The organism is Demequina litorisediminis, assembly GCF_030161615.1.
Taxonomy (GTDB): Bacteria; Actinomycetota; Actinomycetes; order Actinomycetales; family Demequinaceae; genus Demequina; species Demequina litorisediminis.
Genome location: NZ_BSUN01000001.1, coordinates 994804 through 1017273 on the forward strand (window position 1 = coordinate 994804; position 22470 = coordinate 1017273).

The window sequence follows — 22470 nt, forward strand, 5'->3', positions numbered from 1 at the left end:
GCTAGTACGCCCCTCGCCCTGTGAGGACGGCCCACACGGTGCGCAGCACGATGACGGCGTCGAGGCTCATCGTCCAGTTCTGCGTGTAGTGAAGGTCGAGCCGGACGCTGTCCTCCCACGAGAGGTCGGAGCGTCCGGAGACCTGCCACAGTCCCGTGATGCCCGGCTTGACGAGCCTGGCGGCGCGCCATCCCCTCGGCCTCTTCCCACGCCTCGACTTCTCGGGGCAGCGGTGGACGCGGCCCCACAATCGACATCTCGCCGCGAAGCACGTTGATCGCCTGCGGGAGCCTCATCGAGCGAGAAGCGCCGCAGGAGCCTGCCCGCACGCGTCACCCGAGGGTCATCGTGCATCTTGAAGAGGACGCCGTTGCCGTCCGAGTCGTGGGCGAGCTGTGAGAGCCGGCTCTCGGCGTCCGTGTACATGGAGCGGAACTTCAGCATGGCGAATGGCTGGAGGTCGCGCCCCACCCGTTCCTGCCGGAACAGGACCGGCCCGGGACTGCCGACCTTGACCACGAGGGCGATGAGAAGCATCGGCAGGCCGAGAATGGCGAGGATGACGACCGCACCGGCACGATCCACCGCTCCCTTGACGAGCCGCTTGGGACCAGAAAACTGGGCCGCCTGTACTTGCATCAGGGGCAGCCCACCCAGCCTGCTCACCGACGTGCGCGGAGCGGCGATGTCCGAGACCGATGAGGCCACCAACAGGCCGACCCCTGCGTCCTCGATGTCCCATTCGAGCCGACGCGCGCGGGCGAGCGGAAGGTCATCCGTACCAGCGAGGATGACAAACTCGGCGCCGTGGCGTGCGGCCATGCTGGCGGCGGCGCCGATGTCACCGAGGACGGGCGCGGGCAGGCCCGCCGCGTCGCGCGAGGGGACGCATGCCCCGACCACGTCGAAGCGTGCGGCGTCGGAGGACTTCATGCGCCGGACGAGCCTCGGCGACGGCGGCACCTGGTCCCGCCACGATCACCGGCGAACGCCACGCGCCGTGGCGTCGGCGTTCCTTGAGCCAACCCCGCCACGCCGCCCGATAGCCGAGGATGACGAGGGTGCCGACCGGGAGGGCGAGGAAGAGGTACACGCGGGAGATATCGAGCCCGGTGAAGAACCCGAAGAGCACCACCACCACGAAGGTGAGCCACGACGCGGTGCCGACCCGCTGGAACTCCTCCGACCCCTCGCCGAGCACCAGCGGGTCACGTGAGCGGGTCCAGCCGAGTTGGAAGACCCAGAGCGCGGCGATGGCGGCCGAGAGCCACAGGTACGGCGGCCCGGTGGGCCCCTCGACGGGAGCCGAGGGGTCCCAGCCGAACCGCACCGCGTGCGCTCCCGTCATCACTGCGGCGACGACGAAGATGTCGCTGAGTAGGAGCCACCTGGTGAGTGGCATGACGACGCGGCGGGCGGCCGAGCGGGTCAGCGCAGCGGCTGGAATGGTGGTCGACACGCGTGGATCCCCCATCTCACGTCACGACTCAGGCGATGACCGCGGTGGCGGCCCCCTACGGGCCAGGCCACCGCGGAGTGCGCAGGCTACGGCGCGAGTGGCGTCGAGTCCTGCCGAGCCTTGCGGCCCGCATAGACCACGGCACCGCCGCCCGCGGCGAGCAGGAGACCGACACCGACCAGCAACGGCATGTTGGTGAATCCGGTCTGGCTCAGGTCCTCCGCGTCAACAGCAACGGGGACCGCGGCACCGTCCACGACCGCGAGCGTCATGGAGTCGACCGCCTCACCATCCAGGTAGGTGGTGAGACTGAGCGTGCCGTCCGACTCGGGGACCGAGATGGAGAAGTCGGCACTGCCTCCGGAGACGGCCTTGGTGACGGTCGCCGTGGCGCCCGCGATTCCCACCTCGTCTCCGGTCGAGAAGGTCCCGGACATGCCTGCCTCTTGGCCGTCGGCGCCGGTGACCGAGCACGGGAAGGTGCCACCCGGCACCGCCCCGCTTACGTCGCATGTGGTGGGGTTGTCCCCACCGGTGTAGTCGTTATCGGCCAACGCGGCGGTCGGGACGAGCGTCACCGCACCTGTTGCCGCAACGACGAGCAGCGTTCTACGCATATTCATGGTTGCCCCCTCAGGAACCTCGAGTTGAATGCCCGTGATTCAGGACGATAGTCCCAAAGTGTGACATTTGTCACTCGCTCAGGAAAAGTTCTTCCGGATTGTTGGGCGCGGCGCCGAGACCGCCCCGTATGGACGGTGATAAGCGGGGCCTCGCGTCTGTCCATGCCAGCGGAGGGTGCGGTGGATCCAGTGGCCTGCCTCATCGACGCGCCGCCTGGTCGCGATGATGTGGCGCAGATCACACCTCGGCGACGTTCCCGCTGCCGGGAGCATCACGCTTTCCGCGCGAGACGGGGGTGTGAAATATGTCACTTTCGTCTCGCTTTGTCACATCAGTCACATCAGTCACACGTTCCCGTTGACAGTGTGAGAAATCTCACTAACGTCAAAAGCATGTCGAGGCGCTGAGGGGCGGCATCGAAGCCGCCAGCCCCGACCCCTGGGGAGGGAATCATGAGGCTGAGCACCCGCATCGGAGCGGCTGTCGCCGGACTCGCACTCGCGATCGTCGGCTGGGCTGCACCCGCTGCATACGCAGACAACGCCGGAGGCACCCGCACCGCCTCCTACTACGAGGACCTGTACGAGTCGAAGTATCCCGACCGCTCCTACTTCTGCCAGAAGTTCGAGCCCTCGGAGGGGTCGACCTACGGCACCCTCGTCGATGGCGGCAAGGCCATCTCGCTCAAGCCCTTCCAGTCGTCATGGGAAGGTGACCAGTGGGGCCTGCTCATGGTCAAGGGCGGTTCCGTCGAGGGCGGCGAGGCGATCTACGAGCCTCCCCAATGCCAACGAGGCGTACTACCCGCCTCTCAACAACGGTGGGAAGAAGCCAGACGTCTCCCACTGGATCGTGTGCGGCATGTCCGCCGGGTGGGACTACGACGTGACCTGTGAGGCGGTCGACGTGGACTACCCCAAGGGCATCTCGGGCATCGAGATCAACGTGCGCTTCCGCAACCTCGACACCAACGAGGAGAAGACGCTCACCTACAAGCCTGGCGGCACACTGCCCGACCCGGCGACGTTCACCTACGCCGACCACGCCGGCTGGCCCGGCTGGACGTATTACGCGGTCGAATGGGTCCAAGTGGACGGCAACAACTACCACTGGGACGACGGTGTGGAGTGTGGCGAGCCGGAGCCCGAGCCGGTGCTCGTGGACTACTGCGTCTGGGACGCGGACAAGCAGAAGGCCACCCACGTCACACTCGAAGAAGGCGCGACAGTGCCCGAGGGCCACATGCTGTGGACCGGCTATACCCGCGATGCCCAGCCTCCAGTCGGCTGTGTGCCCGACCCCGAGCCCGTCCTCGTGGACTACTGCGTCTGGGATGGCGATAGCGCCGAACACGTGACACTCGAAGAAGGCGAGGCCGTGCCAGCGGGCTACGTCCTGTGGCCGAACTACAACCCGCAGGCACCGGCACCCGAGGGTTGCGAGCCCCCGCCCGTCGTAGACCTGTGCCGCAACATCGAGGGCAACCAGGACCAGGCATGGCTCGATGAGGGCGGCTGGACCGTGTCCTCCGGCAAGTGCGAACGCACCGTCTACGTGTGCTGGGAGATGCCAAGCGACGGCATGGGCCTGACCGCGGCGAACTACCGTCTGCTGAGCGGCGGCGACAAGCAGCCCGTCATCAACAGCAAGGCGTTCCCGCAGGCATACCTCGCACAAGGCGACTCCTTCGACGATCTCGCCGCCAACGACTGCGGTGAGGAAACACCCGTCTGCGAGACCGACACGTGGCTTCACTCGACAAGTACACGGTCAAGTCGGAGGCCGCCTCCGACCGTCTCGACGCACTGCTCGACAGCGGCACGCTGACCTGGAAGGGCGGTCCGTCCGACTCTGAGTTCTACGTCGACCACCGCTTCATCCAGGCTCGACGGCGGCGACTGCCCCGAGCCCGCCAAAGTGCAGATCTGCAAGTTGGTGGGCGACACCTGGACCGGCGCCTGGATCCTTCAGTCCGAGCGGGACGCCGCCCCAGCCGGGACCTACCGCGCGTGGACGGGAGACCCCCAGGACTGCTTCGGCTTCTCGGGCGACGTGGACCTGTGCCACGCGGATGGCGACGGAGGCTACACCCTCATGACGGTGGGCTGGACCGCCGAATGGGACGGTTCGGCCTGGGTGTTCGACATCGAGGGCGACCACCAGGGCGACTCCGCCGACATCATCGACAAGATCGAGCGCTGGGAGGGCCCCTACCGCGCGGCGTACGACGGCCAGAACATCGGCCCCGACACCGATGGCTGGGCGGTGCTGCACGACAACCGTTGTGAGGATGTCGTGGGCGTCTGTGTCCAGGAGGAGGGCCAGAAGCACTGGGAGACCATCTGGGTCAGGGAGTCCGAGGCTGAGACCACGTACGCCGACAACCCGCGTCCGTCACACCACTCGTGCGAGACAGTGCGCGACAGCGTCGAGATCTGCCACGCACTGGGCGAGGGCCAGTATGAACTCCTGTCCCTGCCGTGGACGGTCATCGGCTCCACGATCACGGGCTTCGATCCCGAGGAGTTCGAGGAGTCTGGTCACGGCGCGCACACTGGCGACGTGATCCCCGGCTTTGCGATCACGGACGTCAACGACAACGTCCTGTACGAATTCGCGGGACTCAACACGGACCTCGGGCCGCTGATCGACATGTTCGGATGCGACCCCGTCGAAGGCACGGGATCGGCAACCTCATCGTCGTCCGAGATCTGCACCGCCCCCGGCGGAACCTACGGGTTCGACGTCACCGTCTCGTCTGAGCACGCAGCGGTGGTGTTCTCCCTGCAGCGCTCCAACGGCGACGGAACGTGGGAGGACCTCGGGCCTATCGGACAGGCGGTGGGCCGCGGCGAAACGGCGAACTTCACCGGCTTCGTCGACCGAGCCGGCGACTACCGGATCATCGGCACCGCGGCGCCTGCACCGCTGCTCGCGGTCACGTCCGTCGCACAAAGCGAGGGAGTCGAGGTGCTTCCCGCACCCCTCGACCTCTACACGGCGCTGTTCACCGTGACGTCGCCGAGCGACTGCGCCACCATCGACGGCACCGTTGTCACGGGGGTCTGCTCCGACGGCGTTCCGTTCCTCGACTACACCGTGGTCTTGGATGACCCGCAGGGCGAGGTCACCATTCCGGACGTGGCGACGCTCACCTTCGTCAACGACACCACGGCCGATGGTGGTTCCGACTATGTCTACGAGGTTCCCCTCGAGACCCCGGCGGGTGGTGGCACGTACACCGACCCGCAGGGTGAGGCGGGCATGGACACCATCACCTACTCCTACGCCGACGGCGTCCACACGTGGACCGGCCACGCGCTGTGGCCGGGAGGATCGGTGGATGCGACTGGGACCGCCACGGGCTGGCCGGGCTGGGAGCTCCAGGCGGACGGCACGTACATCGAAGTGACTCCCGAGAACTACGGGTGGACTCGCGACGCGGACGGCGTCGAGATCATGGTCGCGGTCAACCCCGAGACCACGGTTTCGGCGACCTACCCCGCAGCGAACCCCGAGTGCGACGGCCCGCCTCCCGTTGAGATCTGCGTGGCGACCGACGACGGTGGCTGGGAAGGCGGCGAGATCAGCGCCGCCGAGTACGCAGCCAACAAGGACTCCTACACCGTGTGGGACGAGGAAGCCGCCAACAACGGATGCCCCGAACCGCCGCAGGAAGCCACGCTCGAGGGCTCGGTGATCAGGCTCCGTTTGTGTGGCGGACTCCCCGTGGGTGCGCTACTCGCTGACGCTGACGGACCCGGACAACACCGCGGACTACGACCGCGATGACCCGACCCCGGTCACCATCACGTGGGTCCACCCGACCGATCCGTCCAAGAACTACACGGTCGACGTGGCACTCGGATCGGGCTACGTGCTGTGGCCCGGGGCCGCGGTGGAGCCCGCCGAAGGTTACACCGAGGACCAGATCGATCCCACCAACCCCGACACCTTCGTTCCGACCGACTGGCCGGGCTGGGGCGTCGACGAGAACGGCGACTGGTTCGAATACGACGACCCGGAGGTCGACTACGGCTGGACTCGTGATGGAGTGGAGGTGACGGCAGAGATCAACCCGACCTTCTCGGTATCGCTCACCTACCCGCCGCCCACCGCCACCTGCACGGCCGAGCCGCCGACCACCACGACTGTGGTGCTCGACGCCCCGCCGCCCACGGCGGCCAGGGTGGAGGACATCACCTACACCGGCTAAGTCCCCCCAACTCGTAGCCGGTGTCACCCAGGGCGCCCGCCCCGCGAACCTCAGCGTCGCGGGGCGGGCGTTCCGCTGTGTCTTCCCCTCCTACCGGTGAAATGGATCCCATTGGTTCGTGTAAGCGCTTAGGCGAGTCAAATGGATCCATTTGGCCGGTCGACGCCACAGAGTGTGTGGCAGCGCAGGCTGGGCGACCATTCAGATCAGGCGCTGGCCGGCTCGGCCGAACCCGTGATGGTCACGGGCGTGCCAAGCGGGATCCCCACCTCGGTGACCAGCTGCGTGATCACGTCGTTGGGTAGCCGGATGCAGCCAGACGAGACGTAACTGCCGATCGAGTCAGGGTCGTTGGTGCCGTGAATCCCGATGATCGGATCACCACCATTGAACTCGTCAAGCACGGGCTGATATCCCGAGAGCCCGTACGCGTACGGGCCGTACGGGCCGTCATCGGTCGGGGGCTGCAGCAGTTCGCGCACGTAATAGACGCCACCGGGCGTGGGCCGGTCATCGCGACCCACACCCACATCGCTGGTGAGCACCACCTCGGCCCCCTGATACACGGTGAGCGTGAAGTCGTCGAGAGAGACCTCGATACGGAAGGACGTGCTGCCCACCTCAACCGCGTCGGCCGGAACCCAGCCCGTGGAGCCATTCGGGACGATCGGTAGGTAGACCTCGATCCAGTCGCCCTCACGCTCCTTCACCAGGAAGACCAAGGGCGTCTGGTCGGGGGCCGTGAGCACGTCGGCGGCATGAATGGTGGTCGTCACGGTGCCGTCTGGGGCGTCATAGACGTCGATCTCGCCGTCGGGAGCGGTCGCGATCTCGCTGACGGGGTTCACGGTGGCCACCTCACCGCCGGGCGAGGGCGACACCGCAGGCGCACTCACGCTGGGCACGGCGCTGTCGCTCGGCGGTGCGGGCTCAGGGTCCGTGTCGCCCGCGCAGGAGGCGAGCACCACCGCGGACAGGCCCGCGAACATCAGCGCGGAAAGCTCGCGTCGCCACTGTCGCATGCCGTCTCCTCAGCGTGCGTCAGGCCCTCACCGACACACCTCTTCACCTTAGTGACGAATGTCACACTCGACTAGTCCCCGGGTGCGCGTGAGGAAGGGGTGCGCGCCGCCGGGTCGCAGTGGCCCCGACGCTAAAATGCGCTAGCAGTCCTGTCCCACGGCCCTTCCGCGCGGACGGCCCAGCAACCCGGAGGCGCAACGTGGCGACGAGCAAAGCGGACCAGGCGTACGGCATCCTTCGCTCACGCATCACCCGAGGCACCTACGGTGCGGGGCATCGGCTCGTGGTCGATCAGCCTGGTCCGCGAACACGCCATCTCCTCCGTGCCATGGCGCGAAGCCCTCAGGCGTCTGGAGGCCGAGGGGTGGGTGCAAATCGTTCCTAACGTGGGGGCGCTGGTGCGCGCGCATGACGCCGATGACTGGGAGCGATCGATGCACCTGCTGGCCAGGCTTGAGGGCCTTGGCACTGCACTGTCCTCGGCGCACCTCACCCCCGACGACCTCGATGAGGCGCGCGACCTCAACGCACGGATGCGCGCGGCACTCGAGACCTACGACGGTCCCGCCTACGGCGAGCCTGCATCGGCGCCTCCACGCCCACCTATGCTCCCGTAGCGGCGACGCGCGGCTCACCTCGCTGCTGGAACACGAGTGGATTCGCGCGGAGCCTCATCCGCAACTCGGCGTCGTTCCACGCCCCGGGCCGTGCGGTCGCGGTCTTGGAGGAGCATGACGCGCTGATCGACCTCATCGCGGCGGGCACGGACGCGGATGCCGTCGAGAGCGCCACGCGGGCACACATTCTCGGGACGCTCGAGGCGGTAATCGATCACGAGGCCGGCCAGACTGCGCCCTAGGAGTCACTGAGTGCGCATATAGGCGCGGAACCGTGCACTCAGCGACTCCCAGGGCGCCGGCGGCGATCGCCTAGAGTGGTGGCGCACGTTTTCCTGATGGACCGAGGAGGTCCCCACCGATGACCGGCCACGACGCCGTCCTCGCGGACCTCTCGTTGGAGATCTCCGCCGCCGACCTGCCCCGCGTGGCACAATCCACCTCTCGGCTACCTCGCGGCGCCCGCGTGCACGTGACGGCACTCGCGACCGAGTCCCCCGCGGACCGCGTCGCGACGGCGTCGGAACTCGTGACCCACGGCCTCACCCCGGTGCCTCACCTGGCCGCGCGACGGCTCACGACCGCAGATGAACTCGAGAGCACGGTCGCGGCCCTGGCCCACGCCACGGCACAGGAGTCGCTGTTCGTCATCGGCGGCGACCCGCGTACACCGGCAGGGCCCTACTCGAGCGCCCTCGAGGTCATCGAGTCGGGAGTCCTCGCGCGGCACGGCGTGCGGCAGGTCGGCATCGGCGCATACCCCGAGGGCCACCCGAACATCGCCACCGACGTGTTGTGGGAGGCGCTGGCCGCAAAGGCCGATGCGCTCGCCGCGCAAGGCATCTCCGGCTCGATCATCACACAGGTCTCGTTCGACGCCGATGCGGTGCTCGCCTGGATCGCCGCCGCCCGCGAGCGTGGCATCCACCTGCCGGTGCGCGTCGGTGTCCCCGGCCCGATGGGGGTGGCACGTCTCCTTGCCTTCGCGCGCAGGCTCGGCATGGGTTCAGCAGCGGTGCTCGCGCGCAAGTACGGCGCGCAGTTGGGCGGCATGCTCGGCTCGGCCGGGCCCGACGACCTGCTCGACGAGGTGCTCGCGGGCCTCACGCCCGGCCACGGCGACGTCAGCACCCACCTCTACACGTTCGGCGGCCTGGACGCGACGCTCGACTGGCTCGCGGCACGCTAGCCGCGCCTGGCATCGGCCACGGGACCGCGCTGGGCGGATGGATCCGCGGACGTCTGTCGTTGACACCGTCATGAACCGCGAGAGCATCCTGCTGGAGTCCGTTCCGACCGACTTGTTCGTTGGCGGCCGATGGCGCGGCGCGTCCGACGGCGGAACCCTCAACGTCGCGGACCCGGCGACGGGCACGACACTGTCGACCATTGCATCGGCCACCGCGGACGACGCACGCGCCGCCATGGATGCTGCGGCCGACGCCTTCCCCACCTGGTCCCGCACCCCTGCCAGACAGCGCGGCGAGATTCTGCGTCGCGCCTTCGACCTCCTCACGGAACGGGCGGACGACTTTGCGCTCCTCATGACCCTGGAGATGGGCAAGCCGCTCGCGGAGAGTCGCGGCGAGGTGAAGTACGGCGGCGAGTTCCTCCGATGGTTCTCCGAGGAAGCCGCCCGCATCCGAGGCGCCTACGGCGCCAACCCCGAGGGCACCGGGCGCACCATCGTGTCGCAGCACGCCGTGGGACCGTGTTACCTGATCACGCCGTGGAACTTCCCCCTCGCGATGGCCACCCGCAAAATCGCTCCAGCGCTCGCAGGCTGGGTGCACCGTCGTCATCAAGCCGGCCTCGCGCACCCCGCTCACCACGCTCGCCTTCGCCGCGTTGCTGGAGGAGGCCGGGGTGCCGGCGGGAGTCGTGAACGTGCTGACCACGGCATCGTCCGGTGAGGTATCCGAACCGATCCTCGCCGACCCACGCCTGCGCAAACTGTCGTTCACCGGCTCCACGTCCGTGGGCTCGTCACTCCTGGAGAAGGCAGCCGGCGGAGTGCTGCGGACGTCGATGGAACTGGGCGGCAACGCGCCCTTCGTGGTGTTTGACGACGCCTCGCTGGACGATGCCGTGGACGGCGCGATCGCGGCCAAGTTCCGCAACATCGGCCAGGCTTGCACGGCGGCCAACAGGTTCATCGTGCACTCATCTGTGGTGGAGGACTTCGCAGCGCGGGTGACAGCGCGGGTGCGAGAGATGAAGGTTGGGCGCGGCACGGAGGACGGAGTGAGCATCGGCCCCCTCATCGACGCGAACGCGGTCGACAAGGCTGCCGCCCTCGTCGCCGATGCCGTGAAACGGGGCGCCACGCTGCTGACGGGCGGCTCGCGCGTCGACGGGCCAGGCACGTTCTTCGAGCCAACCGTCCTGACGGAGGTGCCCGCGGACGCGGACCTCATGCGTGAGGAGATCTTCGGCCCCGTGCTCGCGATCACCACCTTTGACACGGAGGACGAAGGCGTGGCGCTGGCGAACCGCACTGAGTACGGCCTGGTGTCCTACGTCTACACGGACTCCTTGGCGCGCGGCCAGCGCATGATCGAGACGCTCGAGACGGGGATGATGGGCCTCAACGTCGGCGTCGTGTCGAACGCGTCGGCTCCGTTCGGCGGCTGGAAGATGTCCGGGCTGGGCCGCGAGGGCGGCGCCGAGGGCGTCCACGAGTATCTGGAGACCAAGTACACGATGACGGCGGACCCGTTCAGCGCGTGACCCGTGCACGTGCCTCCGCCCTCCCGCCCTTCCACCGGCCCAACCTTCCACCCTCCCAGCCGCCCGCCCGACAGTTTGAACCAGATCTGAGCCCGACACGCCGGGCCAGCCACGGCATCGGGCCTATGACACCGCGTGTCGCTGGCAAGAGTGGTTCAAAGTGAGGGCGCGGAGGCGGGTTCAGGCGGAGGCGGGTTCAGGCGGAGGCGGGTTCAGGCGGCGGCGTCGCCCTCGGGCAGGCCCGATGCCGGCAGCACGTCCGTCGCCGTCGGCGCCGGCCGCTGAAGCGGCGCGGGCGTTCCCCATTGGGGCTCGCCGTCAACGAAGGGAAGCACCTGCGCGCACGCCTGGCGGTTGGGCTCCCACAGCGGGTCGCCCACGATGGTCGTGTAGGTGCGAGCGTGGTAGACGAGCACGGTGTTGCCGTCGGCGTCCTCGGTGAACGAGTTGTGGCCCGGACCATAGATCCCCGCCGAGGGATCCGAGGTGAAGACGGGCTGAGGAGACTTCTCCCAGGACGCGGGGTCGAGCAGGTCTGCATCGGCCGATGCCGTGAGCAGGCCCATCGCGTACTCGATCCCCGTGCCGGAGGCCGAGTAGGTCAGGAAGATGCGACCGTCACGGACAAGCACGGATGCGCCCTCGTTGACCGAGAACACCTGGCACTCCCAGTCAAACTCGGGGCGGGTGAGGAGAACCGCGGGGGTGCCGAGCGTCCAGGGATTCTCCATGCGCGCGATGTACAGGTTGGAGTTGCCCTCGATCGCGAGGTCCTGCTGCGCCCACACCAGGTACTGCTCACCGCCGTGCACAAAGCCTGGTGGCGTCCAGCGCGAACGACTCCCAGCCGGTGTCGACCTGGCCGCGCTCGACCCAGGTGCCGGCGAGCGGGTTGGCATCCGTGCACTCGAGGCAGTAGACGCGGTGGTTGAAGGTCTCGGCGGTGCCAGGCTCGTCGGCACTCGGGGCGCCGTTGGGGGCCGCGGCGTAGTAGATGTACCAGGCGCCATTCACACGGTGGATCTCCGGGGCCCAGATGAGGTTCGACTGCGGGCCGGCCTCGTGCTTGGTCCAGATGGTCACCTCGTCGGCGGACTGCAGATCCTCGAGGGACGAGGCGCGACGGAGGACGATGCGGTCATACAGCGGGTACGAGCCCGTGAAGTAGTACTGGCCGTCCACGCGCAGCACGCACGGGTCGGCGCGCTGCAGCACGATGGGGCTGGGGATGCTGGTGTCGATCGTCATGCGGGCCTCAGTCTCACGGGTGGGCGCGCGGTCGAGATGGCCGGTAGCGCCTGCTTTCTAACGTTGTAAATCGTAGCGGACGCGAGCCAGGGGTCCAAGTGCCGCACATCCTGGACCAGGCGGTGAGTGCGGACTGGGCCTCGCTCTGGGCCTCGCTCTGCGTCTGCCCACCCTCACCGCCCACTGGGCGACACCCAGGTGCACGAGGACGCCCTCAAGGTCCACCAGAACGCCCACCTCACGGCGTGCGCCCTAGTGGACCGCCACGGCGCGCCCGCGCACGTTGGTGCACCCCAGTGGGCAATCCGGGTGCCGCGCCCGGCACGTCGCTCGCCATCGATGCGACCTACCGGGCACGGACGAGTGAGTACCTACGGTCGAACCCGTTCTCCAGCGCGTCGCGATCGACGATGCCCGCCGTCACAGTGCTGTCAGCAGGAACGAGCGCCGCGACCGCCGGGTCGAGGTCAAGGTCAAGTTCCTCGTCCTCGCCAGGCGCGCGCAGGCTCCTGTCGTCTCGCATGAGGAAGCTCGCGATGACGGTGACGGTGACGATCACACCGGTCATCACCAGGTAGGTGTTGGCGAATCCGATCGAGTCGTACGCCGCCCCGAACGGCAGCGAGAACGCCGCCACGCCGAGCGACTTGGCGACGCCGAAGCCCAGCATGTAGGCGGTCGCCGAGATTCGGACGTCAAACACCCTGGTGATGTACTTCATGACCGACACCAGCATGAGTGGCATCTCGATGGCGGCCAGCAGCCTCCACGCGATGAGCGCCTCGGTGGTCGTCACGAGCGCCGACCCCAGGACGCGCACCACGAGGATCGCGGCGAACATCTGCAGACCGCGCTTGGCGCCAATCTTGTTGATGAACCATGGCGCCACGAGCATCACGGCCGCCTCGCAGAAGATCTGGATGGTCACCACGTAGGAAAACAGCCTGCTCGGGGTTGCCATGCGAGACGTGCTGCGCGAAGTAGATCGAGTACTGCTGATCGAACACGTCGTAGAGCGCCGCGGTGCCAAACATCAGCACCACGAATCCGACGAAGCCTACGGTCCGTCACCAGCCGCTTGAGGGTCTCCTTGGTGATCGCGGTGCCGCGCGTGGCATCGGCCGATGCGGCGGCACCCTTGGCGGCATCGGGCACCTTGGCGACAAACAGCAAGGCGCCGAGCACGATGGCGCAGAACGAGGCCGCCCACCAGATGCTGTCGGGGTTGACGTTGGCCCACATCCAGCCGGAGACCAGGGTGATCGTTCCTCCGGCGATGGAGCCGAACAGGCGGGCGTGCCCGTACTCGAAGTGGTTGGCGCGGGATGCGCGCTCGTTGTAGGCCTCGACGACGGAGACGCCCGCGAGGAGCACGAGTGCCATGAACATGCCGCCGACCACTGCGGCGCCGGTCATGCTCCATTCCATGAGGGGCGGGAAGGCAAAGGCGAAGAACGGACCCACCATCGCACCGCACAACACCACAAACGAGAACAGGTGCTTCTTCAGTCCGAGGCGGTCTTGGAGGTAGCCGTAGAGGGGTTGCAGGCACAGCGCGGTGACGGCCATGACGGTGTTGATGAGGCCGATGTCACCGCCGTCCATTCCCTTGGCGTGGAACCACAGTCCATGGAACGAAAAGAAGATCTGCCAGATAGCGAAGTAGAAGAAGTACAGGCCGCCGTAGTTCCAGAACACGGCGCGCTTCAGCGACGAGCCGAGGGTCGATGACGATGGGGCGGTGGAGGCGGGCAATGAGGTCGGGACGCTCACGGGTGCCCTCCTTTCTTGCGAGGGCGCACAACGGGCGTCCGGAGTTCGGGGTGCCGGGCGCGAGACGGACCCGTGAGGGCGGCCCCGCGCGGGGGCGGGCCCTCCTTCGGGTCCGACATGTCATTCCACCATGCCATTGTGACCGGTCCCAACAAAGTGGCCTTGGTCCCACGTCGTGTCCGAAATGTGACTCAACCGCAACCCCACCGAAGCCGAAACCGCCCTGGCACGCGCGACCGCCATGTGACGATGGATGACCGCACGCGCATCGAGGCGCACCACGTCATGACACCCCAACGTAAGGACCTCGATGCCCCGCCTCCTCCTCACCTCCGTGATCGCCGCAGCACTGGCCTGCGCCGGTTGCGCGTCATCTGCGGACGTCACGATGGCCGCGGCAAGTACCGCCGCTGGCGACACCACGACGCTGAGCGCTGAGCGGTCGGGCACCTCCGCGACGGCCGATCCCGCCGTGCAGTTCTGGAGCACCGTCACCGCCGTCGAAGAGCAGATCGGGACGATCATCGCGGAGGACATCGGCCGCACGTTCCACGAGCGCATCGGCGGCCAGGACACGGCGGTTGCCCTCTCGACCGTGGCTGAGACCGAGTTGGGCTGGGCGCTGGACGAGCATTTCGCGGTACTGCCCGATGCCTCGGAAACCGAGGACATCCTGGTGCGCACGCTAAACAACCCGTCGATCCTTGGTGCGGAGTCCGACGTGGACGTGCGCAAGAACGCGTTCGTCCGTTACGGATCAGACGATGCCGGCGACTACGCCCGCGACATGTGCCGCACCCTCACCGACGGCTCGCGTGCGGAACTTGTCGCTGCGATCGCGGACGCCTCGGACACCTCGCGGACCGATCCAGGGTCACCCTCGACCGCGGGCGCCGCACTTGCCGTGGTGGTGTGCCCCGAGATGACGGACGAGTATCTCGCGGCACTAAACGAGCCTCGCCAGCACGGCCTAGCAAGCCTTACTCAGCAGCGCCTCCGGCGCCTATCTGGTGCCCCGCATCTCGACAAGTCGCTCTGCTCACCATGAACTTCCAGCCCGGCCGCGTGCCCGGTGTCCTCGACGATCACCTTTCCCGCCGCATCGGCCAGCCGCACATGGACGCGAGCGTCGAGCGTTTCTTCCACGCGACGGTGCATCTCGGTGCGAATGGGGGCATGGAGGAGCCCCCGCGCCGACGTTCGGCGACCAGTTCGAGGCTCTCACCCTGAGGTGAGGTGAGGCGCCATTTCACCTCGGCGTCGTCGATCTCGAGCATGGTGACCTGCGCGCCGGTGTAGGTCGCGAATCGGTGGAGACCCTCGGGCGTGCGCAGACCGACGATGAAGCCCCGGAAGCGGGTACGCCCCCACGGGACGATGGCGATCGATGCGGACAGGCTGAGGCCGAGCACGGAGAAATGGTTGCTCTGCATCCACACATACGCCGCGGGGAAGGCCCGACCCCAGTCCTTCTCGAGATAGCCGCGTCCGCCGGAGAAGTCCAGGTGGCGACCGCCGAGGGTGAGGGTCCCCGAGAGATCGTGGCCGAAGGAGAGCAGCCCGTGGTAACACTCCATGACAGGCACCCACGCGTAGCGGCCCATGACCCCGGGCGCAGTGGGGGTGACGGGCCAGGGATCGAGTGGGCTGGTGAAGTCCACCCGCCCCGCCAGGCCCGAGCCCTCGAGGCCCACATCGATGCCGCGTTCTCCGAAGCGGTTGCGGGCGATCGCGACATCAAAGCGGCGAGGGTCGGCGAGGAAGTCCTGTGCAGGAAAAGCCTCGTACCACGAGTCCCCTGTCACGCCGTCGAGCACCTGGACGAACGCCTCGTCGCTGCCTCCCTTTCCTCCGTTTCCTCCCAGAAAGATGCCCGGAATAACGGCGATTCTGGCGCTGAGGTCTGCGGAGACCAGCCTTGACGTACCAGCCCTCAAAGAACCCTCGTCCACCCTGGTAGTCGCCGTGGTAGCCAGCGGGGTGCCATGTCGAGGCAAGCGTTTTTACCGTGCGGACCACTGGGCGCGACACGGACCTCATGGCCGATTGCGCCGCCATAGAGACACTCGCGGACAGCCGGCGGCCGTCACCCATGGCTGTTAGCCGCGCAGTTCCGTCTGAGCCCGCGCGAGCCACCCGAGCGCGCGAATGCTCTCCCAGGTGCCGGCGCGCAGTCCCGAGGCCGCACCCGACGCCCGTTCAAGAAGCACCGCAGCATCGGGCGTGCCCTTGGCCGCGATGGCCAGCACGGCGAGCGCCTCGACGCTTTCCCACGTTCCTGCCTTGAGCCTGCTCCGCCGCGCTCACAGCGGATGCTCGAGTCAAGGCGCCAGGATCGTAACGCGTGTCCATGCTGACCTCCATGTGGGCACGATGCCCTGGACGCATCGTGGCATGGCAGGCATGCGCGGTGGAAGACCGCGAGCCCAGTTAGCATGCGACCATGACTCAGCGCGACCAGATTGACGAGGTCTCCACCGGCGGCGGGACCATCCGCCTCGGCCAGTTCCTCCAGGCTCGCGGGGCTTGTGGACTCGGGCGGCATCGCCAAGGAGCGAATCCGCGACGGCGAGGTCACCGTCAACGGCGAAGAAGACCTGCGCCGGGGACGCCGGCCCAGGTGGGCGACGTGGTCGCGTTCGGCGGACGGCGGGCGCGCGTCGTCGAGTAGCGCGCGAGGAGAGCGAACCGGCCCTAGCCGCCTTCCTCGGAGAGCGCCCAACTGTCCTCGAACAGGCGCCGCAGTTCCGCGTCATTGATGGGCCGAAGCCCCTCCACGACGGCCGCGACATCGTCCGCAGTTCCGGCACGAGTGGCCACCGGAGGAGCCGCGGTGCCGTCGTCGTCGCTCACGACCCGGTCCGCCTCCCCCGACGTGACGATGACGTATCCGAGACCCTCACGGCGGCTGTACCCCAGGCCGTCGAGGCGGTGCGCACCGTCCTCGTCGACGGCACAGGCGTCCGAACAGTCCGCGGCAGTCAACGTGTTGCTGCCGCGCTCGGGCTCCACGACGCCGGGATTGGGGTCCGCAATCATCCAACAGGCGAAGCGATCGGCGTTATCAGCCGAGGGGCTGTCAAGGGTCTGCCGCACCAGCACCACCCCGCCAGCGTCCGTGACGATGGCGGAGGAAGGCCCGCCGTAGGACGAGGCATACGCCAGGGTCGCCCCAGGCGCATCCGAGGACCAGTTGCCCGACTCCGCCTCGCGGTACCGAACCCAAGCCTCATCCTTCGTGGGCGCAACCGCATCGGGATTGACCTCCTCCGGTACGTCGAAGGCGGCGCTTGCCACGACAGCCATGGCGATCGCTGCCGCGATGCCTGCTGCCCGCATCGGCCATCCGCCGACGCACGCGCCCCACACGAGCGCTCCACCTGCGGCGGCTAACGGATAGACCAGGTCGATGCCTCCCGACGCCCACCACAGCATCGGGATCTCGCCGAAGTGCGCGGCCCCGCGGCAAGCATCACCGCCACCGCGCCGACAGCGAGAACACTCGCGCCGATGCGCGGCTTGCCCGTCAACACCACGCCCACCGCGCCGAGCAGCGCTGCAGCGCCCACGAGGGTACCCACGATCACGGCGAGCCCGAGGATTCCCCCGAACCCCCACAGGACGAGGCCGCCGGACGCCAGGGAGGCAGCACGCCACAGGATCACGAACGTCACCGTGACGGCCGCCGGCACGCGCCACCACTGCCGACGTGTCCGGTCCTCATGTCGCGGCTGCGCCTGCGCGGTCGTCGGCTCGGTCATCGCGTCCCCCCGGAGCACCGGCGACGCTCGCCCGCCGCTATCGCGAGCGTACCGAAGGCGATCGCGTTCTGGGAGTCACTGAGTGCCCGCTTTCGCGTCACACCGGGCACTCAGTGACTCCCAGGGCGCCAAGAGTCGTCCGCGAGACGACGAAGCCCCCGGCCACCTGACGGTGACCGGGGGCTTTCTCGAGCCGCCTAAGGGAATCGAACCCTTGACCTATTCATTACGAGTGAATCGCTCTGCCGACTGGTAAGGCGGCCAGCACCCGAGGGGTGCGAGTAGCCATGATAGCGGGTCAGCAGCGAGTTCCCGAATCCGGGAGTTCGCCGTCCACCATGAAGCCGTCGACGTTGTCCACGATGCAGGCGTTGGAACGCCCATACGCCGTGTGACCCTCGCCGTCGTAGGTCAGCAACGGGGCTCCCAACTGGTCCGCCATCGCCTCAGCCCACGCGTAGGGCGTGGCCGGGTCGTTAGTGGTGCCGACCACGACGATCTTGTCCGCGCCTCCGGCCGCGGCCTCGTCGAGACTCGTCACTGTCTCGGCATCCGACTCAGGCCAGCCGTCACAGCCGGTGCCCGAGGCGAACCACCAGCCGAACGTGGGAGAGACCTCCTCGGCCTCCACGGTGAAGTCCTCGATGTCCGCGAACGTGGTCGCCTCGCGGTCCGTCGAGTCGGCACAGTTGATGGCCGTAAAAGCCCACGTGGAGTTCGACGTATACGTATCGGTGGACGGGTCACGGTCGAAGTAGAAGTTCGCCAACTGGTACATGACGGCGCCCGTGCCGGTGGTCTCGATCTCCTCGAAGGCCTGCGTGAGGTACCCCCAGGAAGCCTCGTCGTACAGCGTGACGATGATCCCGTACAGCAGAAGATTGCGGTTGAGGTCGTGTGTCGACGCGGTGAAGAGCGGCTCCTCGAGCGCCATGTCCAGCAGCGCCGTCGTCTCCGCGAGCCCCTCCTCGACCGTGGATCCGAGCGGGCAGTCGCCCTGGTCGACGCACCAGGCGAGGTAGTTGCGGTACGAGTTCTCGAAGCCGCCCGCCTGGCCCAGCGTGAGGTCCTGATCCGTCAGCGTGAGGTCGAGGGCACCATCGAGCACCATGCGCCCCACGTTCTCGGGGAACAGTTCGGCGTAGGTGGCGCCCAACTGGGTGCCGTAGGAGAAGCCCATGTAGTGCAGTGCGTTATCGCCGAGCAGGCTCCGGAGGAGGTCCATGTCACGCGCCGCGCTGACGGTGTCGACCTCGGTGAGGAAGTCTCCCGTCGCCTGCTCGCATCCCGCGGCGAACGCTGCGGTGCGTTGCACCTCCGCGTCGACGTCTGCTTGGCTCTCGATGACCACATCGGCCATGTAGTAGTCGTCGATCGTGGAGTCAGCGCCACATGCCACGGGGGTCGACTCCCCCACGCCGCGCGGGTCGAAGCCCACCACGTCATAGGCATCCAGCAGGTCCGTGCCTGCAGAGGACACGAAGGCCTCGGTGTAGCCCAGGCCGGAGCCACCGGGGCCACCAGGGTTGATGAGCAGCGAGCCGATGCGCGCGTCCTGATCCGCGGCCGGGTACCGGTTGATCGCGAGGTCGACCGTCTCGCCCTCGGGCTCGTCCCAGTCGAGCGGCACCTGGATGGTGGCGCAGTCGAGATCGCCGCAGGTATTCCACTCAATCTGCTGGCCGTACACCCCGTCCCCCGTCGAGCCCGATGCCGTGGGCGAGCCACCATCGGAGGCACCATCGGAAGGGCTCACCTGGGTCTTGTCGGGAACGCACGCGGACAGCAACAGGACGCCCGCCGCGAGCAGTGCGGCGGCACGAAGAGGGAGGTCATGGCGGCCAGCCTACGCGGCGCCACCGACTTCGCTTAGGCCGCCGTGCGAGGACGCAGGGCGAGGGCCATGGCCTCCATGGTGAGCACCGGGGACACGTTGCCCGCCAGGCGCTTGCGCGCCTGCCCTAACGCGTCGAGGCACCGCAGGGAGTCCGCGAGCGCCGTCCGGTCGGCGAGCCTGCGACACGTGACCGCGGTGAGACTCATTGACTAGGGGCTGGTCCGCGCCTACCTGCAACACCACCACGTCGCGGTAGAGGCTCATCAGATCCAACAGCGCACGGTCGAGCACGTCCCGCTTGTGGCGCGTGGCGCGGCGCTTCTGGTCCTCCTCCAGTTGCTTCACCTGACTGCGCAGGGCCGGAGGCAGGCGTCCGCCATCATCGGCTCCGAGCGTGCGCAACAGGCTCGTTGCGTTCCGCCACGTCACGCTCCTCTGTCGCCGCCTTCGCGTCCTCCTCGGCCACGGCCACCAGATCCGCGGCGGCGAGGACCGCGTCGCCCACGCCCCTGATCTCCGTCGCCAAGGCCAGAATCTGCTCACGGCGCGCTCTGGCATCGGGGTCGCGGGCCAGGCGTCGCGCGACGCCGATGTGGCTCTGCGCCGCGTACGCGCACTCCCGCGCGAGCCCCGGCTCGATGCCGTCGCGGTCCACCAGCAGCCGTGCCACGTCCTCGGGGTCGGGCACGCGCAACCCCACATGGCGCGACCGCGACCGGATGGTGACCAGAACGTCGTTGGCCGATGGCGCACACAGCACCCACACCGTGCGCGCAGGCGGTTCCTCGATGGACTTGAGCAGCAGGTTGGTGGTGCGCTCGGCCATCCGGTCCGCGTCCTCGACGATCAGCACCCGCCAGCGGCCCTCGGACGGGCTGGTCTGGGCGGTGGCAACGAGGTCGCGCACCTCGTCGATGCCGATGACGACCTTCTCGGTTGCGAGCACCGTGACATCGGCGTGTGTGCCCGAAAGCGCCGTGGTGCACGCGCGGCAGGTTCCACAGCCCTGGTCGAGGCACTGGAGCGCGGCTGCGAAGGCGCGCGCCGCCACCGACCGCCCCGATCCCGGAGGCCCCGTCACCAGCCATGCATGCGTCATGGCCTCGGGCCGCTCGGCCGCCGCCTTCAGCGGCGCGATGGCGTCCTGCTGACCGACCAGGCTCGTCCCACACACTCATGGCGTTCCCCACGGCTCGATGCCCTGAGGCTCGGATGGCACCGGCGCCAACCCCGCCAAGGCGAGGGCCGATGCCGCGGCCGCCACCACATCGGCCGTCACCTCGGGGATGGAACGGGCTGCGTCGATCACCGCGTAGCGTCCCGGATCGAGGGCGGCGCGATCGAGGAAGGCCTGCCGAATCAGCGCGTGGTGCGCGGTCGTCTCCCGCTCGACGCGGTCAAGTTCGCGGTCGAGGCGCTGCGCGCGAGGCTCCATGTCGAGGACCACGGTGAGGTGCGGCAGGAGCCCCTCGGTGGCCCACCGCGAGATGTGCTCCACCTCGTCACCCAAACCCCGCGCACCGCCCTGGTACACCACCGACGAGTCGAGATAGCGGTCCTGAATCACGATGCCGCCCGCCTCCAGCGCGGGCCTCACCTTGGTCGCGATGTGGTGCGCCCGGTCTGCCGCGTACAGCAGCGCCTCCGCGCGCGGGGCCACGTGCCCGCCATGCATGATCGCCTGGCGCAACTCGACCCCAAGGTCAGTGCCGCCGGGCTCGCGCGTCACCGTCACCGTGCGGCCAGCGGCACGCAGATGCGCGGCAAGAAGGTCGATCTGCGTGGTCTTGCCCACGCCGTCGCCACCCTCAAACACCACGAAGAACCCGGTCATGCGGACCAACCTACCCGCGGCCTCAGACAGGTACGGACGGCGACCGAAACATCGGCCACAAAAAACTGCGGCGTGCCCCTTCCCCTGCCGATAGGTACAGGGAGAGACTGGTCACTGAGGGGTGACATGAGACGCGTGGCGATTCTTGTTGCGGCGATGATGGCATCGCCTTTGGTGGCGTGCTCACCGGAGCCGCCCACCGCCGTGTTCCTGGGCGACTCCGCCACCGCGACGGCGCCCACCGACGCCCCATCATGGGTCGACTCGGTATCCCAGGACCAAGGCTGGATCGAGGTCAACGCGGGCTGCGAGGGGTCGGGATACACCCAGCGTGGCGTCTGCATGGCGACCTATCGCGAGCAGTTGCCCGTCCTCGCAGCGGATGAGCCCGATGTGGTAGTCGTCTCGGGTGGCATCGACGACCTGGGCGCGACGCCGGGAGAGATTCGCGCGGCCGTGCGCGCCACGTACCTTGAGGCGCGCGAGACGTTCCCCGAGGCCACCATCTACGCCGTCACGGGCCTCGCGATTGGCACCGACGACGCCGTCGACGTGCTCGACAACGCCGTCGAAGAGGCGGCAGCATCCGTGGGCGCGATCTACGTGGACCTCGGCGAGGGTCTCGACGACACTCCTGGGCTCGTGAGCGCGGACGGCGACCTCACCGCCGCCGGCCACGCCGCCGTCGCGGAACTGACGACGAACGTGATCGGCGGCGAGTAGGCCTACCGCTCGTTCGGGTACACCACGCCAATCTGCGCACGGACCTCGTCCATGATGCGCATGATCTCCAAGGAGTGCTCCAGCGTGTGAAGCGGTGACTCCGTGAGGCCGGCGGCGACACCGCGGGCCACCTCGGCCGCCTCGAACTGGAAGCCGTTGGGAGCATCGCCGTCGTACGTCCAGCCTGGTGCCGTCCAGGCGGCGCACGGTGAAGCGCGTCGGGTTGTAGAAGGTGCCCTCGATCTCGATCGCGCCCTCCGTACCGCCAATGTGTGCCTGGCACGGCGTGCGACCGTTCATCGTGGTGGTCAGGCTCGCCTGTGCTCCCTCGTACTGGAAGACCATCGACACCTGACTGTCCACACCCGTCTCGGTGAGGTCGCCGACCGCGGTGATGGCGGTGGGGACGCCGAGAATGTCGTGCGCGAAGGCGATGGGGTAGACGCCGAGATCGAGCAGGGCACCACCCGCGAGGTCGGCGCGCGCCATACGCTCCACGTGGGCAATCGGCTGACCGTGATCGGCCTGGACCGAGATGACGCGGCCAATCTCGCCGCGAGCGATGGCGGCGCGCAGGGCGTACATGTGAGGCAGGTGACGCGCCCACATCGCCTCCATGACGAAC

The 22470-nt window shown here is 68.1% G+C and carries 27 protein-coding genes, 1 tRNA gene and 4 pseudogenes; 11 read left to right on the plus strand and 21 right to left on the minus strand.

Translation table 11 applies throughout. The features are described from left to right. Position 1 precedes the first annotated feature (1 nt). The 5 genes and pseudogenes from QQK48_RS19395 to QQK48_RS06145 form a co-directional block, all read right to left on the minus strand. Positions 2-250 (minus strand): sugar transferase, encoded by a 249-nt coding sequence (locus QQK48_RS19395; RefSeq protein WP_348523497.1) that lies wholly within the window; start codon positions 248-250, stop codon positions 2-4. Next, positions 219-296, minus strand: a pseudogene (locus tag QQK48_RS21350) (sugar transferase); the annotation flags it as partial. The pseudogene QQK48_RS21350 and the gene QQK48_RS19395, both read right to left, overlap by 32 nt. Before the next feature lie 49 nt (positions 297-345). After that, positions 346-933 (minus strand): annotated as a pseudogene (locus QQK48_RS19400) (sugar transferase); the annotation flags it as partial. Beyond that, positions 842-1459 carry a hypothetical protein gene (locus QQK48_RS06140; RefSeq protein ID WP_284327826.1) on the minus strand — a complete coding sequence of 206 codons (618 nt, stop codon included), beginning with the start codon at positions 1457-1459 and terminating at the stop codon, positions 842-844. The gene QQK48_RS06140 and the pseudogene QQK48_RS19400, both read right to left, overlap by 92 nt. A gap of 86 nt (positions 1460-1545) precedes the next feature. Then, a complete protein-coding gene (locus tag QQK48_RS06145) occupies positions 1546-2082 on the minus strand; it encodes a hypothetical protein (RefSeq protein ID WP_284327827.1) in 537 nt (178 codons plus the stop codon). Positions 2083-2535: 453 nt separating this feature from the next. Here QQK48_RS06145 and QQK48_RS06150 point away from each other — a divergent pair, with 453 nt between their 5' ends. From QQK48_RS06150 to QQK48_RS06165, 4 genes are all read left to right on the plus strand, one after another. Then, complete coding sequence (locus QQK48_RS06150; RefSeq protein WP_284327828.1) at positions 2536-2979, plus strand: hypothetical protein; 444 nt, start codon at positions 2536-2538, stop codon at positions 2977-2979. Further along, complete coding sequence (locus QQK48_RS06155) at positions 2969-3910, plus strand: hypothetical protein (RefSeq protein ID WP_284327829.1); 942 nt, start codon at positions 2969-2971, stop codon at positions 3908-3910. The genes QQK48_RS06150 and QQK48_RS06155 overlap by 11 nt, the downstream gene beginning before the upstream one ends. A 90-nt stretch (positions 3911-4000) precedes the next feature. Next, positions 4001-5875: a hypothetical protein gene (locus QQK48_RS06160; RefSeq protein ID WP_284327830.1), complete on the plus strand. Its 1875-nt coding sequence runs from the start codon at positions 4001-4003 to the stop codon at positions 5873-5875. Further along, complete coding sequence (locus QQK48_RS06165) at positions 5817-6299, plus strand: hypothetical protein (protein WP_284327831.1); 483 nt, start codon at positions 5817-5819, stop codon at positions 6297-6299. Before QQK48_RS06160 ends, QQK48_RS06165 begins: the two co-directional genes overlap by 59 nt. Before the next feature lie 206 nt (positions 6300-6505). Here the strand turns inward: QQK48_RS06165 and QQK48_RS06170 are convergent, their stop codons facing one another. Further along, positions 6506-7321, minus strand: a complete 816-nt coding sequence (locus QQK48_RS06170) for a L,D-transpeptidase (protein ID WP_284327832.1) — start codon at positions 7319-7321, stop codon at positions 6506-6508. Between the two features lie 267 nt (positions 7322-7588). Here QQK48_RS06170 and QQK48_RS06175 point away from each other — a divergent pair, with 267 nt between their 5' ends. The 4 genes and pseudogenes from QQK48_RS06175 (at position 7589) to QQK48_RS06190 (ending at position 10669) form a co-directional block, all read left to right on the plus strand. Beyond that, a complete protein-coding gene (locus QQK48_RS06175) occupies positions 7589-7939 on the plus strand; it encodes a GntR family transcriptional regulator (protein WP_284327833.1) in 351 nt (116 codons plus the stop codon). 104 nt (positions 7940-8043) lie between these two features. Then, a complete protein-coding gene (locus tag QQK48_RS06180) occupies positions 8044-8181 on the plus strand; it encodes a hypothetical protein (RefSeq protein WP_284327834.1) in 138 nt (45 codons plus the stop codon). 119 nt (positions 8182-8300) lie between these two features. Beyond that, complete coding sequence (locus tag QQK48_RS06185; protein ID WP_284327835.1) at positions 8301-9128, plus strand: methylenetetrahydrofolate reductase; 828 nt, start codon at positions 8301-8303, stop codon at positions 9126-9128. A 70-nt stretch (positions 9129-9198) separates the two neighbouring features. Next, positions 9199-10669 (plus strand): annotated as a pseudogene (locus QQK48_RS06190) (NAD-dependent succinate-semialdehyde dehydrogenase). A 212-nt stretch (positions 10670-10881) separates the two neighbouring features. Here the strand turns inward: QQK48_RS06190 and QQK48_RS06195 are convergent. The 4 genes from QQK48_RS06195 to QQK48_RS06210 all read right to left on the minus strand — a co-directional run bounded on the left by QQK48_RS06195 (position 10882) and on the right by QQK48_RS06210 (position 13690). Beyond that, positions 10882-11481, minus strand: coding sequence for a glycoside hydrolase family 43 protein (locus QQK48_RS06195; protein ID WP_284327836.1), 600 nt, complete (start codon positions 11479-11481; stop codon positions 10882-10884). Continuing rightward, a complete protein-coding gene (locus tag QQK48_RS06200; protein WP_284327837.1) occupies positions 11468-11917 on the minus strand; it encodes a family 43 glycosylhydrolase in 450 nt (149 codons plus the stop codon). The genes QQK48_RS06195 and QQK48_RS06200 overlap by 14 nt, the downstream gene beginning before the upstream one ends. A 346-nt stretch (positions 11918-12263) precedes the next feature. Continuing rightward, complete coding sequence (locus tag QQK48_RS06205; RefSeq protein ID WP_284327838.1) at positions 12264-12878, minus strand: MFS transporter; 615 nt, start codon at positions 12876-12878, stop codon at positions 12264-12266. Beyond that, entirely contained in the window at positions 12842-13690 is an 849-nt protein-coding gene (locus QQK48_RS06210) for an MFS transporter (protein WP_284327839.1), read from the minus strand. The genes QQK48_RS06205 and QQK48_RS06210 overlap by 37 nt, the downstream gene beginning before the upstream one ends. A 310-nt stretch (positions 13691-14000) precedes the next feature. Between QQK48_RS06210 and QQK48_RS06215 the strand changes: the two genes are divergently transcribed. Then, entirely contained in the window at positions 14001-14738 is a 738-nt protein-coding gene (locus QQK48_RS06215) for a hypothetical protein (RefSeq protein ID WP_284327840.1), read from the plus strand. A gap of 37 nt (positions 14739-14775) precedes the next feature. Here QQK48_RS06215 and QQK48_RS06220 read toward each other — a convergent pair whose 3' ends face one another. Next, positions 14776-15627, minus strand: coding sequence for a tocopherol cyclase family protein (locus tag QQK48_RS06220; protein ID WP_284327841.1), 852 nt, complete (start codon positions 15625-15627; stop codon positions 14776-14778). A gap of 162 nt (positions 15628-15789) precedes the next feature. Continuing rightward, positions 15790-15939, minus strand: a complete 150-nt coding sequence (locus QQK48_RS06225) for a hypothetical protein (protein ID WP_284327842.1) — start codon at positions 15937-15939, stop codon at positions 15790-15792. 279 nt (positions 15940-16218) lie between these two features. Between QQK48_RS06225 and QQK48_RS19405 the strand changes: the two genes are divergently transcribed. After that, complete coding sequence (locus tag QQK48_RS19405) at positions 16219-16449, plus strand: RNA-binding S4 domain-containing protein (RefSeq protein ID WP_348523498.1); 231 nt, start codon at positions 16219-16221, stop codon at positions 16447-16449. Here the strand turns inward: QQK48_RS19405 and QQK48_RS06235 are convergent. The 7 genes from QQK48_RS06235 to tmk form a co-directional block, all read right to left on the minus strand. Beyond that, positions 16385-17125 carry a hypothetical protein gene (locus tag QQK48_RS06235; protein ID WP_284327843.1) on the minus strand — a complete coding sequence of 247 codons (741 nt, stop codon included), beginning with the start codon at positions 17123-17125 and terminating at the stop codon, positions 16385-16387. The two genes, QQK48_RS19405 and QQK48_RS06235, sit on opposite strands and share 65 nt — an antisense overlap. Continuing rightward, a complete protein-coding gene (locus tag QQK48_RS06240; RefSeq protein ID WP_284327844.1) occupies positions 17080-17451 on the minus strand; it encodes a hypothetical protein in 372 nt (123 codons plus the stop codon). The genes QQK48_RS06235 and QQK48_RS06240 overlap by 46 nt, the downstream gene beginning before the upstream one ends. Positions 17452-17642: 191 nt before the next feature. Continuing rightward, positions 17643-17713 (minus strand) — tRNA-Thr (locus QQK48_RS06245). A gap of 36 nt (positions 17714-17749) precedes the next feature. Continuing rightward, positions 17750-19207 carry an alpha/beta hydrolase gene (locus tag QQK48_RS06250; RefSeq protein ID WP_284327845.1) on the minus strand — a complete coding sequence of 486 codons (1458 nt, stop codon included), beginning with the start codon at positions 19205-19207 and terminating at the stop codon, positions 17750-17752. 113 nt (positions 19208-19320) lie between these two features. Further along, on the minus strand, positions 19321-19494 hold the full coding sequence (locus QQK48_RS19410; protein WP_348523499.1) for a hypothetical protein: 174 nt from the start codon (positions 19492-19494) through the stop codon (positions 19321-19323). 173 nt (positions 19495-19667) lie between these two features. Beyond that, a complete protein-coding gene (locus QQK48_RS06255; RefSeq protein WP_348523500.1) occupies positions 19668-20462 on the minus strand; it encodes a DNA polymerase III subunit delta' in 795 nt (264 codons plus the stop codon). Then, positions 20463-21122, minus strand: a complete 660-nt coding sequence (gene tmk / locus QQK48_RS06260; RefSeq protein ID WP_284327846.1) for a dTMP kinase — start codon at positions 21120-21122, stop codon at positions 20463-20465. A 135-nt stretch (positions 21123-21257) separates the two neighbouring features. On the opposite strand from tmk, the gene QQK48_RS06265 reads away from it, so the two are divergent. Then, positions 21258-21845 carry an SGNH/GDSL hydrolase family protein gene (locus tag QQK48_RS06265; RefSeq protein ID WP_284327847.1) on the plus strand — a complete coding sequence of 196 codons (588 nt, stop codon included), beginning with the start codon at positions 21258-21260 and terminating at the stop codon, positions 21843-21845. 2 nt (positions 21846-21847) lie between these two features. Here QQK48_RS06265 and QQK48_RS06270 read toward each other — a convergent pair whose 3' ends face one another. Further along, positions 21848-22114 (minus strand): hypothetical protein, encoded by a 267-nt coding sequence (locus QQK48_RS06270; RefSeq protein WP_284327848.1) that lies wholly within the window; start codon positions 22112-22114, stop codon positions 21848-21850. Beyond that, positions 22071-22463 (minus strand): annotated as a pseudogene (locus QQK48_RS19415) (Gfo/Idh/MocA family protein); the annotation flags it as partial. The pseudogene QQK48_RS19415 and the gene QQK48_RS06270, both read right to left, overlap by 44 nt. Between the last annotated feature and the right edge of the window lie 7 nt (positions 22464-22470).